The sequence below is a fragment of the Natronoarchaeum rubrum genome (genome assembly GCF_024494695.1).
Map to the genome: position 1 here is coordinate 221,595 of NZ_JANHDP010000006.1, position 13,597 is coordinate 235,191.

13 protein-coding genes are annotated in these 13,597 nt (G+C 69.2%); 8 read left to right on the forward strand and 5 right to left on the reverse strand.

Annotated elements, in window-relative coordinates:
- The first annotated feature begins 86 nt into the window (after positions 1-86).
- The gene (locus tag NO931_RS16395; protein ID WP_256393434.1) at positions 87-227 is read left to right on the forward strand and encodes a hypothetical protein; all 141 of its coding nucleotides are present in this window, start codon (positions 87-89) and stop codon (positions 225-227) included.
- A gap of 175 nt (positions 228-402) precedes the next feature.
- A complete protein-coding gene (locus NO931_RS16400; RefSeq protein ID WP_256393435.1) occupies positions 403-1,350 on the forward strand; it encodes a M48 family metallopeptidase in 948 nt (315 codons plus the stop codon).
- A gap of 24 nt (positions 1,351-1,374) precedes the next feature.
- Here NO931_RS16400 and NO931_RS16405 read toward each other — a convergent pair whose 3' ends face one another.
- From NO931_RS16405 to pyrG, 3 genes are read right to left on the reverse strand one after another with little or no spacing between them, the layout of a single operon-like run.
- Complete coding sequence (locus tag NO931_RS16405) at positions 1,375-1,698, reverse strand: DUF7126 family protein (protein ID WP_256393436.1); 324 nt, start codon at positions 1,696-1,698, stop codon at positions 1,375-1,377.
- The gene (gene guaA, locus NO931_RS16410; protein WP_256393437.1) at positions 1,698-2,615 is read right to left on the reverse strand and encodes a glutamine-hydrolyzing GMP synthase; all 918 of its coding nucleotides are present in this window, start codon (positions 2,613-2,615) and stop codon (positions 1,698-1,700) included. The genes NO931_RS16405 and guaA overlap by 1 nt, the downstream gene beginning before the upstream one ends.
- Positions 2,615-4,279 carry a glutamine hydrolyzing CTP synthase gene (gene pyrG / locus NO931_RS16415; RefSeq protein ID WP_256393438.1) on the reverse strand — a complete coding sequence of 555 codons (1,665 nt, stop codon included), beginning with the start codon at positions 4,277-4,279 and terminating at the stop codon, positions 2,615-2,617. The genes guaA and pyrG overlap by 1 nt, the downstream gene beginning before the upstream one ends.
- A 306-nt stretch (positions 4,280-4,585) precedes the next feature.
- On the opposite strand from pyrG, the gene NO931_RS16420 reads away from it, so the two are divergent.
- Complete coding sequence (locus NO931_RS16420; protein ID WP_256393439.1) at positions 4,586-6,031, forward strand: PAS domain-containing sensor histidine kinase; 1,446 nt, start codon at positions 4,586-4,588, stop codon at positions 6,029-6,031.
- Positions 6,028-7,455, forward strand: coding sequence for a PAS domain-containing sensor histidine kinase (locus tag NO931_RS16425; RefSeq protein ID WP_256393440.1), 1,428 nt, complete (start codon positions 6,028-6,030; stop codon positions 7,453-7,455). The genes NO931_RS16420 and NO931_RS16425 overlap by 4 nt, the downstream gene beginning before the upstream one ends.
- Positions 7,456-7,465: 10 nt before the next feature.
- On the opposite strand, the gene NO931_RS16430 is transcribed toward NO931_RS16425, so the two are convergent.
- Positions 7,466-8,080 carry an alpha/beta hydrolase gene (locus tag NO931_RS16430; RefSeq protein ID WP_256393441.1) on the reverse strand — a complete coding sequence of 205 codons (615 nt, stop codon included), beginning with the start codon at positions 8,078-8,080 and terminating at the stop codon, positions 7,466-7,468.
- Positions 8,081-8,186: 106 nt separating this feature from the next.
- Between NO931_RS16430 and NO931_RS16435 the strand changes: the two genes are divergently transcribed.
- From NO931_RS16435 to NO931_RS16450, 4 genes are all read left to right on the forward strand, one after another.
- The gene (locus NO931_RS16435; RefSeq protein ID WP_256393442.1) at positions 8,187-9,056 is read left to right on the forward strand and encodes a PspA/IM30 family protein; all 870 of its coding nucleotides are present in this window, start codon (positions 8,187-8,189) and stop codon (positions 9,054-9,056) included.
- 151 nt (positions 9,057-9,207) lie between these two features.
- Complete coding sequence (locus NO931_RS16440) at positions 9,208-10,254, forward strand: DUF7972 family membrane protein (RefSeq protein ID WP_256393443.1); 1,047 nt, start codon at positions 9,208-9,210, stop codon at positions 10,252-10,254.
- A gap of 42 nt (positions 10,255-10,296) precedes the next feature.
- Complete coding sequence (locus tag NO931_RS16445) at positions 10,297-12,030, forward strand: threonyl-tRNA synthetase editing domain-containing protein (protein WP_256393444.1); 1,734 nt, start codon at positions 10,297-10,299, stop codon at positions 12,028-12,030.
- A 145-nt stretch (positions 12,031-12,175) separates the two neighbouring features.
- Positions 12,176-12,577 (forward strand): hypothetical protein, encoded by a 402-nt coding sequence (locus tag NO931_RS16450; RefSeq protein WP_256393445.1) that lies wholly within the window; start codon positions 12,176-12,178, stop codon positions 12,575-12,577.
- 25 nt (positions 12,578-12,602) lie between these two features.
- Here NO931_RS16450 and NO931_RS16455 read toward each other — a convergent pair whose 3' ends face one another.
- Positions 12,603-13,586 (reverse strand): aldo/keto reductase, encoded by a 984-nt coding sequence (locus tag NO931_RS16455; protein ID WP_256393446.1) that lies wholly within the window; start codon positions 13,584-13,586, stop codon positions 12,603-12,605.
- Between the last annotated feature and the right edge of the window lie 11 nt (positions 13,587-13,597).

A 13,597-nucleotide genomic window follows, 5' to 3' on the forward strand; every position in this document is an offset into this window, starting at 1 on the left:
ACTCCGGGGCAGATGTACGTCGATGAGGAGTCTCCTGAGGGGATCGTAGGGGGAACGAACCGAACGGCGGCGCGGGGTGTTGGTCGATGAGCGAGCCCGGGCTCTCGGACGAGGACCGCGAGCGGATCGAACAGTTCCTCGATACGCCGGCCTACGAGCGCGACCCCGAGCAGCTGACGCCCGGGGAGCGCGACGACGAAGAGAAAGACGACGAGAGCGGCGACTAGTCGATCACCGATTCGCGTGCGGTTAGCGAGGCCCTTTTGTTCCTGCGGACGGTCGCGAAAGGTAGCTGTGGCTCGGATGAGTTGGACGCGCGATCGGGGGTTGGTTGTCCGGATAGCACTCTCGTTTGCAGTGCTGTCGGCCATCACCGGCGTGTTCGCCCTCTCTATCGCAAGCATGGCGAGGCTCGTAACGCTCGTCCTGCTCGGCGGCGTCCAGAACGATGTCGTCGGTGCCGTCCTATCGTATCGCCCGCGGGGACTGTCGCCGTGGCTCACGATCGCTCTCCCCGCGATGCTCACCGTCGGGCTCTTCGCAGGACTCGTGGCGCTCGATCGCTGGCGTCGAGGGCTACTCCGTCGTCGGTTCGAGGCGGGGTTACGGGACCCGCCGGACGACGTCGAACGCGCGCTCGCGAACATCTCCCAGATCGCGAACGTCCCGACGCCGACGGTGCGGGTCGCCGAGACCGCAGTTCCGACGGCGTTCACGACGGGCGCTCGACCCGGCTCGGCCCGGATCACGGTTACGAGAGGGCTGCTCGAACGGCTGAGCGACGAGGAGCTCAGAGCCGTACTGGCACACGAGCTAAGTCACATCAAGAACCGCGACGTGAGCGCGATGACGGTCGCGATGGCACCCGTCGTCGTCGCTGAGGGGCTCTGGACGATCGCGACGGAAGACGAACGATCGGATCGGCGCTCGGCGGACGGGCGCGCGTCCCGAACCCCCGGGCGATTCAACGGTGTTTTGTCGGCGATCCTCGGCGTCACCGCGGGCCTGTTCTGGATCGCCGCTCGGCTGGCGACGGCGCGGTTGGCGCGGTACCGAGAACTCGCCGCCGACAGGGGCGCTGCGGCCGTCACCGGCGAGCCGTCGTCGGTCGCCGCGACCCTCCAGCGGCTCGACGGCGGCCCGGCCGCGACCGACCTCCGCGCCGTCGGGGTCGAAGCGTTCGCCGTCGCCCCGCTTTCGGAGGGCCCGAACTCGTGGGCGACGGGCTGGGAGACGCCGATGGCACTGCTGCCCGAGACCGTACGGAAGCGGCTGGCACCGGCGTTTCGATACCATCCGGAGATGGAAGCCCGAATCCGGCAGCTGCAAGCGCTCGAAGGGGACTCGTAGAACCGCGACGGCAGAAGCGGATCGTTACTCCGCTGCCAGTTCTTCCGCGACGGCGTCGGCCCCGAGCAGTTCGGGGTCGACCGCGAGGTCGGTCTGGCTCGCGACGAAATCGGGCAGCGAGTTGCGGTCGTAGACGACCGCACGGATGTCGTCGTTGAGATCCTTCACGATCGGGATCGCGGTCGCCTGACCGACGTCGGTCAGCACGAACAGGTCGGCGTCGTGGGCGCCCGCCTCTTCGAGCTTCGGGCGCGTGGCGACGTCCTCGATCGGCGTCACGTCGACGCCGTTCTCGCCGAGTCGCTCGCCGAGGTCGTCCGCGTCGGGGCCGGCGAGGATGGCCTTCATCACTCGTACTCGATGGTCGCGGGCGGTTTGTGGGTGACGTCGTAGACGACCCGCGCGACGTTCTCGTGAGAGCCGGTAATCCGCGACTGGATGCGCTGGAGCGTCTCCCAGTCGATCTCCTGGGCGCGGGCGGTCATCCCGTCGCGCGATTCGACCGAGCGCACGGAGACGACCCAGCCGTGGACGCGGTTGTCGCCCTTGACGCCGGTGGCCTTCCCGATGACGGCCGCGAGCGCCTGCCACGGCTCGTACTCCTCGAGTTCCTCCTCGACGACGTGGTTAGCCTCGCGGGCGACCTCGAGTTTCTCCTCGGTGACGGGCCCGATGATCCGCACCGCGAGCCCCGGGCCGGGGAACGGCATCCGCTCGGCGATGATCTCTTCGAGGTCGAGCTCGCGGGCGACCTCGCGGACCTCGTCCTTGTAGAGGTCGCGCATCGGCTCGACGATGCCGTCGAAGTCGATGCGTTCGGGCAAGCCGCCGACGTTGTGGTGGGACTTGATCGTCCCTTCGGACTCGATGCGGTCGGGGTAGATCGTCCCCTGAACGAGGTAGTCGGCGTCGACCTCGCGGGCGACGGTCTCGAACTCCCGGATGAACTGCTCGCCGATGATGTGGCGCTTCTCCTCGGGGTCGGTGACGCCCTCCAGCTCGTCGAGGAACCGGTCTTTGGCGTCGACGATCCGCAGGCTCTCCATGTAGTCGAACGTCTCGCGGATCTCCTCGGTCTCGCCCTTGCGCATGAGGCCGGTGTCGACGTACACCGCGGTCAGCTGGGTGCCGATGGCCTCGTAGGCCAGCGCGGCGGCCGTCGAAGAGTCGACGCCGCCCGAAAGGCCGATCACGGCGTTGGCGTCGCCGACTTCCTCGGCGATCTCGTCGATCTTCTCGGGGATGAAGGAGTCGACGTCGACCATCAGACCTCCACCTCCTTGTGGTCCTCGACCGCTCCGTCGACGCCGGTCAGGTCGAGCACCGCGTCGAGGAAGCCGACGAACGGCGGGCTCGCGCGGGTCGGTCGCGACCGGAACTCGGGGTGGAACTGCGTCCCGAGGAAGTAGGGGTGGTCGTCGAGTTCGACGATCTCCATCCGGTTGTTGGACTTGCCGGAGAAGACGAGGCCCGCCTCCTCCAGTCGCTCGATGTACTCGGGGTTGACCTCGTAGCGGTGGCGGTGGCGCTCGGTGCAGGACGTCGACCCGTACACCTCGTGGGCGAGAGTCCCGGTCTCGATGTCGGTCTCGTGGGCGCCCAGCCGCATCGTCCCGCCCATGTCCTCGACCTCGTACTGCTCGGGCAGGATGTCGATGACGGGGTAGGGAGTGTCCTCGTTGATCTCGGCGGAGTGGGCGTCCTCGAGACCCAGCACGTTGCGGGCGTACTCGACGACGGCCATCTGGAAGCCGAGACAGAGCCCGAGGTAGGGCACCTCGTTCTCGCGGGCGTACCGGACGGCCTCGATCTTGCCCTCGGTGCCGCGCGAGCCGAAGCCGCCGGGGACGACGATCCCGTCGACGTCGTCGAGCTGGCCGTCGTGACCGCCGGCGAGCTCCTCGGAGTGGATCCACGTCGTTTCGACGTCGACGCCGGCTTCGAGGCCAGCGTGCTTGAGCGACTCGTGGATCGACATGTAGGCGTCTTCGAGACCGTACTTTCCGACCAGCGCGATCTCGACTTCGCCGGTGCGCTCCTTGGTGACGAGGTCGCGCCAGTCGTTGTCGCGCTCGCTCTTGGGGAGCGCGTCGTCGGCGAGGTCGAGGCGTTCCATCACGTACTCGTCGAGGCCTTCCTCCTCGACGACCAGCGGGACGTGATACACGTCCTCGACGTCGGGGTTCGAGAACACGGCGTCGGTCGGCACGTCACAGAACAGCGCGATCTTCTCCTTCGTTTCGGGGTCGAGGTGGTCGTCGCAGCGCCCGACGAGGATGTCGGGCTGGAGCCCGATCGAGCGCAGCTCCTTGACGCTGTGCTGGGTGGGCTTGGTCTTCTGTTCGCCGTTCTTCGAGTAGGGGACGAGCGTGACGTGGGTAAAGAGAATGTCGCCCTCGTCTTCCTCGTGGGCGAACTGGCGGAGCGCTTCGAGGTACGGCATCCCCTCGATGTCGCCGACGGTGCCGCCGACCTCGATGAGACAGACGTCGGTGCCCTCGGCGGCCTCGCGGATGCGCCGCTTGATGTCGTTGGTGATGTGGGGGATGATCTGGACCGTCTTACCCAGGTAGTCGCCCGAGCGCTCCTTCTCGATGACGTGCTGGTAGGTCTTGCCCGTCGTGATGTTGTGATCGAAGGTCATGTCCTCGTCGAGGAACCGCTCGTAGTTCCCCAGGTCGAGGTCGACCTCGCCGCCGTCCTTGAGGACGTACACTTCCCCGTGCTGGTAGGGGTTCATCGTCCCGGCGTCGACGTTGAGATACGGGTCGATCTTGACCGCGGTCACGTCGAACCCGGCGTTCTTGAGGAGTCGGCCGGTGCTGGCGGCCGTGATCCCCTTGCCGAGTCCTGACATCACGCCCCCGGTGACGAAAATGAACTTGTTCCCGAGGGTCGGGTCGTAGTCGGTGTCCGATTCGGTCGGCATACCGACTTTCCGCGAGCGTTCGTCAAAACGATTTCGGAGAGCGCGCGGCGCGTGAAACGATGCCACGCGCGATCAGAACGTCGCACGGGGCGCTATCGTCGTAGACCGTGAGGGCCGCGGCGACGTCACGTCGACTCGGCGGACGAGCGTACGGGGGACCGCTTCCGCCGCCCGAACGTTTACTACGGATAACTCGCTGTAGTTCGATAACATGAGGCGCGCAGGACCGATCGGTCGAGCGGAGTCGCTCCGAGCGGCCGCGTCGCGATCGACGCTCTCCCGGCAGTTCCCCGGCCGCGTGGTACCGTGAGCGCCGGGCGCGGGAGCGACCGGTCGCTCTCGGACGCGTTCGCGACGGCCGTCGACGCCGCGCCGGGAACGGTGTACCGGCGGGACGCCGACGGCGACCAGCCGATCCGGGCGGCGAGCGACGGGATCGCCGACCTGACGGGGTACGACGCCGACGCGCTGACGAGCGAGGGCCGGGGCTGGCTGGAACTCGTTCACCCCGACGACCGCGAGGACGTCCGCACGGCGGTCGCCGACGCCGACGACGAGGCCCGCGAGACGACCTACCGGATCGAGCGAGCGGACGGCGGCGTCCGGTTCGTCCGCGACCGGTTTCTCGCCGCGCCCGACGATTCGGCCGCGGTGGAGGGGGTCGCCCTCGACGTGACCGAGACCGAACGGCGGCGGCGCGAACTGGCCGACGACGCCGAGCTGCTGGAGACGATCTTCGAGCATATCCCGATCCACGTCTTCGTGAAGGACTGCGAGGGACGCCACGTCCACCGGAGCGACTACCTCGATTTTCCCGAGACCGTGATCGGCAAGCGCGACATCGACGTCGACTTCATCAACGAGGAGTCGGCGCGGGCCGCCTACGAGGACGACATGCGGGTGATCGAGGCGGGCGAGACGGTGCTCGACCAGGAGGAACACTACCCGGCGGTCGGCGAGTGGGACCTCACCTCGAAGGTGCCGCTGTACGACGAGGACGGCGAGGTGATGGGCCTGCTCGGCGCCACCAGACGGATCACCGAGCGCAAGCGCGCCGAGCAGGAGCTCCGGCGCAAGACCGAGCGGCTCGACAGCTTCGCCGACGTGGTCGCCAACGACATCCGGCAGCCGCTGAGCGAGGCCCAACGCCGCGCCCGGCAGGTCGACGATCCCGCCGCCGACGACGCGCACGTCGAGGCGGCCCGCGAGGCGATCCAGCGCGCGGGCGCCGTCGTCGACGACGTGCTCGCGCTCTCGCGCGACGGCGAGCTCTCGCTCGATCCCGAACCGGTGTCGCTTCGGGAGGTGGTCGACGACGCCTGGAACCGCGTGGCCGACGACGGGGACGCGCTCGCGGCGCCCGAGGACGTCGAACTCCGCGCCGACCGCCCGCACCTCCGGCGGGCGTTCGAGAACCTGTTCCGGCGCGGCGTAGCCCCGGCGGCCGTCGAGGCGATCGACGAGGGGTTCGCCGTCGAACTCGCCGGCTGGACGGACACCTCGCGAGAGCGGCCGACCGGGAGCGATCCGCAGACGGCTGAGGCAGGACGGCGGAGCGACGGCGCCGGGCTCGAACTGGGGCTCGTCGAGGAGATCGTCACGGGCCACGGATGGTCGATCCGGGTGGCGAGCGGAGCGTCCCCGACGGACCCGACGCCCGAGGCCGCCGAGGCGCCGACCGACGGGACGCGAATCGAAGTCACGGGCATCGAACTGCGGGGACCGACCGACGACACGGAGCGATCGGAATGACCGGAGACCGGACGTTCGACGACGTGCTCGACAGGGTCGCCGGCGCCGCGTCAGGGGCGACCTACCGGCGGCGGCGCGACGGCGACCAGCCGCTGCGCTCGGCCTGCGAGGGCTGGTGCGAGCTACTCGGCGTCGAGCCCGAGGCGCTCGATGGGACTGATCGCGGCTGGCTCGACATCGTTCATCCCGACGACCGCAAGGACGTTCGCGACGCCGTTGCGAACCTGTCGTCGGGGGAGCGCGTCGACGCGACCTACCGCGTCCGACACGATGGAGGCGACGACCGCCCCCGATGCGAGGGCGGGGAGTACCGATGGATCCGCGACAGGGGAATCGTCCCCGAGGACGATCCCGACACGATCGAGGGCGTCCTGTTCGACGTGACCGACGAGCGAGAGGAGATCGCCGACCTCGAAGAGGACTCGCAGCTGCTCGACGGCATCTTCGAGAGCATCCCCGTCCACCTGTTCGTCAAGGACGACGACGGCGTCCACCTGCGGGTGAGCGACCAGCGGGAGATGGGCGAGTCGCTCGTCGGGAAGACCGACCTGGAGGTCGAGGGACGGCACGAAGATGCCAAGCGGAGGGCCTACGAGGACGACCTGCAGGTGATCGAGGCGGGCGAACCGATCCTCGATCAGGAGGAGTACCTCTCCGAGTTCGACCAGTGGAATCTCACCTCGAAGGTACCCTGGACGGACGACGACGGCGAGGTTGTGGGCCTGATCGGCGTCGCGCGGGACATCACCGAGCGCAAGCGCGCCGAACAGGAACTGGAGCGAAAGACCGAGCGGCTCGCCGAGTTCGCCGACGTGGTCAGCCACGATATCAAGAACCCGCTGACGGTGGCCAACGGTCGCCTCGAACTCGCCGCCGCGACCGGCGAGTCCGAGCACGTCGAGGAAGTCGTCGAGGCGCTGAACCGGGCCGACGCCATCGTCGACGACGTGCTCGCGCTCTCGCGGCACGGCGACGCCGAGCTCGACCCCGGCCCCGTCTCGCTGCGCGCGATCAGCCGCGGCGCCGGCCACTCGGTCTCGGCGCCCAGAGCAGATATCTCGCTGCCGCCCGACATCGATGTCGTGGCCGACCGCTCCCAGCTCCGGCGGCTGCTGGAGAACCTGTTCACGAACGCGGTCCAGCACGGCTGCCCGGACGTCTCGATCGACGTCGCCGTCACCAACGACGGGTTCACGGTCGCCGACGACGGCCCCGGCATCCCGCCCGAGGAGCGCGAGCGGGTGTTCGAGACGGCCTACACGACCCACGAGGACGGCACCGGGTTTGGCCTGTCGATCGTTCGGGAGGTCGCCGACGCCCACGGGTGGTCGGTGTCGATCGGGGAGAGCGAGGCCGGGGGTGCGCGCTTGGATATCAGCGGCGTCGAACGCGCGGACGCCGACGATCAGAAGCCGGACGCCTGAGCGGCGCTACTCACGAGTTCTCGCCCAGTTCGGATGCCAGGAACGCCGCGGCGAGTTCGCCGACGCGGTCGTGCCGGCCCACGAAAAAGTGATCCGCCGGCAGCCGCTCGACCTCGCGGCCCAGTTCGGCGGCGCGCTCGGCGATCGGCGCCCAGTCGACGGTGTCGTCGCGCTCGCCGACGGCGATCTGGATCGGACAGTCGATCCGGTCGAGCACGGCGACGGCGTCGAGGTCGGGGCCGAGGCGCGCGGTCGGCGCGAGCGCCGAGAGCGCCCGCAGGTCGAGATCGGTCGCCGCGCACAGCGCGACCGAGGCGCCGAAGCTGTAGCCGAACAGGCCGACGGCGTCGTACTGGTCGGCCGCCCACGCGGCGGCGTCGCGTGCGTCCGCACGCTCGCCGACGCCCTCGTCCCACGGACCGTAGTCGAACCGTAGACAGTCGACGCCCCGCTCGCCGAGCGCGTCCGCGACGGAGCGCAGGCGGGCGTCCGATCGACTGCCGCCGTGCTGTGGGTGGGGCGGGCACGCGACGACGACGGCGTCGCTCTCGGCGCCGTCCGCGCTCGCTTCGTCCAGTCGGCCCCGAACGTCGCGCGCGCCGGGGACGATCACGGGGCGGGTCATAGTTCGGGAGTGTTCGCCGGTCGTGGCATGGTTCAGGTGGGTTCGGTGCGGAAATATTCGATACTCGTCGGTGGTGTTTTTACTCGCCGGGTGTTCAAGAGTTTGTATGGGAGTACTCTCGCGCGCCTCGTACGTCATCCGGTCGAAGATCAACGCCGTCCTCAACAGGGCTGAAGATCCCTCTGAGACGCTCGACTACTCCTACGAGCAGTTGCGCGACGAGCTGCAGGACGTCAAGAAGGGGATCGCCGACCTGACGACCCAGAAGAAACGTCTGGAAATGCAGAAGCGACGGCTCGAGGAGAACGTCGAGAAGCACAACGAGCAGGCCCGGCAGGCCGTCTCGCAGGACCGCGAGGATCTGGCCCGGCAGGCGCTGGAAAAGAAGAAGACGAAGATGACCCAGATCGAGGAACTGGAGAGTCAGATCGCCGACCTCCAGAAGACGCAGGACGGGCTCGTCGAACAGAAAGAGACCCTCCAGCAGCGCATCGAGGAGTTCCGCACGAAAAAGGAGACGATCAAGGCGCGCCACGAGGCCGCCGAGGCCAGCGCGCGCGTCTCGGAGGCGGTCACCGGTGCCGGCGACCAGTTCCAGGACGTCAACCGCGCCATCGAGCGCGCCGAGGAGAACACCGAGGAGTTGGAAGCCCGTTCGGCCGCGCTCGACGAACTTCAAGAGGAGGGCGTCCTCGAAGACCAGCTCTCGGACAAGAGTGATCTCGAACGCGAGCTCGAAGACGTCACCACGCAGGGGCAGGTCGACGCCGAACTGGAGACGCTGAAGGCCGACATGGGCGAGGAGACCGAGTCCAGCACCGACGGCGGTTCGGTCGACGAGGAGCCGTCGGCGACCGACGAAACGACGGCCGACCTCGAAGCCGAGCTCAGCGAGAGCGACGGCGGCGCCGACGTCTCCGACGAGGAGATCGAGTCCGAGTTGAGCGACCTCAAAGAGCAGAACGACGACGCCTGAGCGGAGCCGGCGGTCGGCTGCGATCTCTTGTCCACCCACGCTTTTGTGGCGCGTCGCTGACACCCGTACGTACCGTGTCCGGGCAGGACAGCGGCAGGTGCGGATCGGACGAAGCTGACGGCGACGAGCCGAGAGCGGAGGCGCCACTCGCGTGAGCCGAGCCGACATCGACTCGCCGCCGGCGGATACGATGCGCGAGCGGGCCGACGCCGGGCGGCTGAAGATGTGGTTCCTGCTCACCGGCAACCGGCTCGCGGTCGCCGCGGTAATCTTGCTGGTCGGGTGGGCGATCCTCGTCGCGCTCGCGGTCGTGGGCCCGAGTTCGATGCGAAAGCTCGTGACCACCCAACTGGCCGGCGGGCTGTTCAGCTCGGTGCTCATCGCCGTCGTCACGACCGTCACGCTCGTACTGACGGTGTCCCAGCTGATCCTCTCGGAGGAGATCCGACCGCTGGGCGAGGAGCGCGCGGAGATGGACGAGGAGTTGTCGTTCAAAGGATACGTCGAGGAGGTCATCGCTGCACCGGTGAGCCCGCCCGGCCCGGCGTCGTTCGCGCAGGAACTGGTCGAGGCGGTGCGTGCGAACGTCCGCGAACTCGAAGCCGCAGTCGAGGAGAGTCCGAGCGACGAGGGCGTCGCGGAGATCAGGCGGTTCGCCGAGACCGTCGAGGCCCACAGCGACGCGGTGGCCGAGCGTCTGGAGGATCGAGAGTTCGGCGGGTTTCAGGTGCTCGAACCGGTGCTGGACTACAACTACGCCTGGAAGCTGTTCGCCGCGCGGGATCTCAGAAACACCTACGCCGACGCCCACGGCGACGACGTCGAGGCGGCGTTCGCGGGCGTCGTCGGCGCACTGGGGCTGTTCGGGCCGGCCCGCGAGTTCTTCAAATCGCTGTACTTCCAGTGGGAGATCATCGACGTCTCGCGGACGGTGCTGTACAGCTCGATCCCGCCGCTGGCGATCGTCTCCTACATGAACCTCGCGTTCGACCCCAGCGCCGTCCCCGGCTGGTGGTTCGGACTCAGCGGCGCCTTCCTCTTTACCAGCCTCGCCTTCGGCGTCGCGCTGTCGCCGTTCGCGGTGCTTTTGGCGTACTTGCTGCGCGTACTGACCGTCGTCCGCCGGACGCTCGCGGTCGGCCCCTTCATCCTGCGAGACACCGAGCAGGCGGTGCGTGCCGACCGCGAGGAGCGATAGCCGCTCCGTGCGATTTTTTGCGATCCGCGGCGAGGATCGGCTATGCGATTGCTCGCGGTCCACGCCGACAGCCTGTCCTTCGAGGCGGTCCAGCCCGCGAGCGAGGGCGACGCCGCTCCGGCCGAAACTTCCGGCCCGGACGGGAACGCTCCGAAATCGGGATCGATCGGCGAGTGCGTCGTCGGCGTCGTCGCGATCGATCGGGGCGATCGGGCCGACCTCGACGCGGTCGCGGCCGACGCCGCCGCCGAGCTGGACGCCGTCGCCGACCGGCTGAGCGTCGAGCGGATCGGACTGATCCCTCGCGAGGAACTCGTCGACGATCCCGCGGACGCGGCCGTCGCGGCGACGGCGCTGGAAGCCATTGCCGACCGGCTGGACGCCGAGCGCGAACTGCCCCGGGCGCCAGTGGGCTGGCGGCTCGCCAGCCAGATCGAGCGGAAGGGGCACCCGTTTGCCGAACAGGCGATTCGGGTCGTGCCGCGGCGGCAAAGCGGCGACGAGACGCCGCGCGGGAGCGGCGAGACGCCGAATCGAAGCGCCGAGACGCCGAGCCCGAGCGCCGAGACGACGACCGAAGCGCTCTCGGCGCTCGGGTTGGCGACGCCGGACCCGGCGGCCGACGGCGACGCCGTGCGCTGGCTCCCGCGGGGCCAGTTCCTCCGTGACGCGCTCCGCGAGTACGCCGAGGACGCGCTGGCGGGCACCGGAGCGGCGCCGGCGTCGACGCCGTCGATCGACGTCCACGCGGCCGCGGATCGGCGAGCGGCGGCCGAAGCGACCGGCCCGATCGTCGGCCCCGCCGACCATCACCAGATCCTCCGACCCGGCGATCACGGCGGACTGCTGTCGTTTTTTGCGGACGCTGCTCTCGATGGCGCGCCCGTTCGGGTCGCCGAGACCGCTCGCTGGTCGACCGAGTCGGCCGCGAACCGGCCGCCGGCGACGTTCGACCGACGCGTCAGGCCCGAGTACCACGCCGCCCTGCCGGACGACGCCGCGGCGGTCGACGAGTTCGAGCGCCTCGCGGGCGTCGCCGCGGAGGCGTCGGCGGCGCTCGGCGCCGATGCGGCGACGCTGACGCTCGCCGAGGGGTTCGCCACGGACCGGCCGGCGTTCGGCGATCGGATCGCCGCCGCGCTGGACGATCCGGTGGCAGTCGAAACGGTGCCGGACGAGGGCCGATACTGGGCGGCCCGGCTATCGTTCGTCGTGACTGACGGGGATGGCCGGGAGCGCACGCTGGGGAGCGTCGAACTCGACGCCGCGACGCCGAAGCGATTCGACATCGGAGGCGACGACGACGACGAGACGCCGACGCTCGTCCACGCCGCGCCGATCGGCGACGTCGAAGGCGCGACCGCAGCGCTGGCCGCCCGCGCAGCGGCGTCCGACCGGAGTGAACTGCCGATCTGGCTGGCGCCGACGCAGGTTCGGCTGGTGCCGATCGACGACCGCCACGTCGAGCGCTGCGACGACGCCGCAGCCGAGTTGCGTGCGGCGGGCGTGCGCGCCGACGTCGACGCCCGCGAGGTGACCGTCGGCGAGCGCCTCGACCGGGCCGACCGGGAGCGGGTGCCGTACGTCGCCGTCGTCGGGGACCGGGAACTTGACGGGGCGGCGCTCGCGGTTCGGCGTCTGGAACCCGGTCGCGAGGACGAACTGTCCGTGGGGGCGCTCGGCGAGCGCGTGCTGGCCGACTGCGGAGAGCGGTCCGCCCCGGTCGGACGGCTACCGACCCGAATCGAACGCGTCCCGGCAGACAGCGATGTGTAGCGACTCACGGTTGTCGGTCTCAACAGTTTTGCAGCACGCGACGTCGCAGAACCGAACCCCGTAGCACCGGTCCTTGGTCGTTCGTCGAGGAGACGTTGGCAATCAAATACATAAGACTCCGGACTGCTCATAGTAACAGCCCCACATGACGCAAGCGCGATATCGAAACGGACGGCGGGTCATCGATCGCTGGGACGACGTTTTCGCGGCGCTCTCGGCCGAACCGCGTCGCCAGATCGTCCTATCACTGCTCGACGCCGCGCCCTCAGAGTCGGTGCCGCTGCCCGAGAGCGCGGTGAATCCCAACGTCCCGCCGGATCCCGAGAAGCTGCGCCGGGAGCTGCATCACCGCCATCTGCCGATGCTGTCCGATCTGGAGTTCGTTACGTGGGATCAGGATCCGCTGGTCGCCGTTCGGGGCCCCCGATTCGAGCAGGTGGCCGCGGTGTTCGACGCGCTGCAGTCGGCGGCGACCGACGTGCCGGACTCGCTGGTCGTGGGCTGCCAGCGACTCGAACGGGAGCGACGAGACAGCTGCGACGGGTAGCGGACCCGCCCGCGAACGCGCGGCGCTACCAGCGCTGGTGGACGTGCTCGCGAACGTGCTCGTCGTAGATGTCCCGCACCGCGCCGTGGGTCTCGTGGGAGAGCGAGTCGAAGCCGGCGGCCGCGACGTTCTGGGCGACGTGATCGGGGTCGGTCGAGCCGGGGATCACGGTCGAGACCGCGTCGTGGTCCAGGATCCACCGGAGCGTGAACTGAGCCATCGTCATCTCCTCGGGGACGTGGGGGCGAAGCTCGTCGACGGCGTCGAGCCCGACCTCGTAGGGGACGCCCGCGAACGTCTCGCCGACGTCGAACGCGTCGCCGTCGCGGTTGTAGTTGCGGTGGTCGTCCTCGGGGAACTCGGTGTCGCGATCGAGCTTGCCCGTCAGCAGCCCCGACGCGAGCGGGACGCGCACGATGACGCCGATGTCGCGCCGTTTCGCCTCCTCGAAGAACAGCTCGGCGGGGCGCTGGCGGAACGGGTTGAAGATGATCTGGACGGTCTCGACGCCGGGGTACTCGATGGCCTTGAGCGCCTCCTCGACGCGCTCGACGCTGACGCCGTACTGGTCGATCTTGCCCGCGTCCGCGAGGTCGGCCAGCGCGTCGAACGTCTCGGGCTGATAGTAGACGTCGGTCGGCGGGCAGTGCAACTGCAGCAGATCCAGCGTCTCGACGCCGAGATTCTCCCGGCTACGGTCGACGAACCGCTCGATGTGCTCGCGGTCGTAGTCTGCGGCGACGTGGGGGTCGAGGCGGCGGCCCGCCTTCGTCGCCACGGTCGGCTGCTCGTCGCGCTCGTCGAGGACCTCCCGGATCAGGCGCTCGCTGCGGCCGTCGCCGTACACGTCGGCGGTGTCGACGAAGTCGACGCCCTCGTCCAGTGCCGCGCTGATGGCCGCGCGACCCTCCTCTTCCGAAACGTCGCCCCAGTCCGAGCCGACGTTCCACGTTCCGAGACCGATCTCCGTCACGTCCCAGCCGGTGTCGCCGAGTCGTCGCCGTTGCATACCCGAATCGG

Bases quoted from the DNA above. Each gene is read 5' to 3' on its own strand.
- NO931_RS16395 (WP_256393434.1), top strand. From the start codon at position 87: ATGAGCGAGCCCGGGCTCTCGGACGAGGACCGCGAGCGGATCGAACAG.
- NO931_RS16400 (WP_256393435.1), top strand. From the start codon at position 403: ATGGCGAGGCTCGTAACGCTCGTCCTGCTCGGCGGCGTCCAGAACGAT.
- NO931_RS16405 (WP_256393436.1), bottom strand. From the start codon at position 1,698: ATGAAGGCCATCCTCGCCGGCCCCGACGCGGACGACCTCGGCGAGCGA.
- guaA (WP_256393437.1), bottom strand. From the start codon at position 2,615: ATGGTCGACGTCGACTCCTTCATCCCCGAGAAGATCGACGAGATCGCC.
- pyrG (WP_256393438.1), bottom strand. From the start codon at position 4,279: ATGCCGACCGAATCGGACACCGACTACGACCCGACCCTCGGGAACAAG.
- NO931_RS16425 (WP_256393440.1), top strand. From the start codon at position 6,028: ATGACCGGAGACCGGACGTTCGACGACGTGCTCGACAGGGTCGCCGGC.
- NO931_RS16430 (WP_256393441.1), bottom strand. From the start codon at position 8,080: ATGACCCGCCCCGTGATCGTCCCCGGCGCGCGCGACGTTCGGGGCCGA.
- NO931_RS16435 (WP_256393442.1), top strand. From the start codon at position 8,187: ATGGGAGTACTCTCGCGCGCCTCGTACGTCATCCGGTCGAAGATCAAC.
- NO931_RS16445 (WP_256393444.1), top strand. From the start codon at position 10,297: ATGCGATTGCTCGCGGTCCACGCCGACAGCCTGTCCTTCGAGGCGGTC.
- NO931_RS16450 (WP_256393445.1), top strand. From the start codon at position 12,176: ATGACGCAAGCGCGATATCGAAACGGACGGCGGGTCATCGATCGCTGG.
- NO931_RS16455 (WP_256393446.1), bottom strand. From the start codon at position 13,586: ATGCAACGGCGACGACTCGGCGACACCGGCTGGGACGTGACGGAGATC.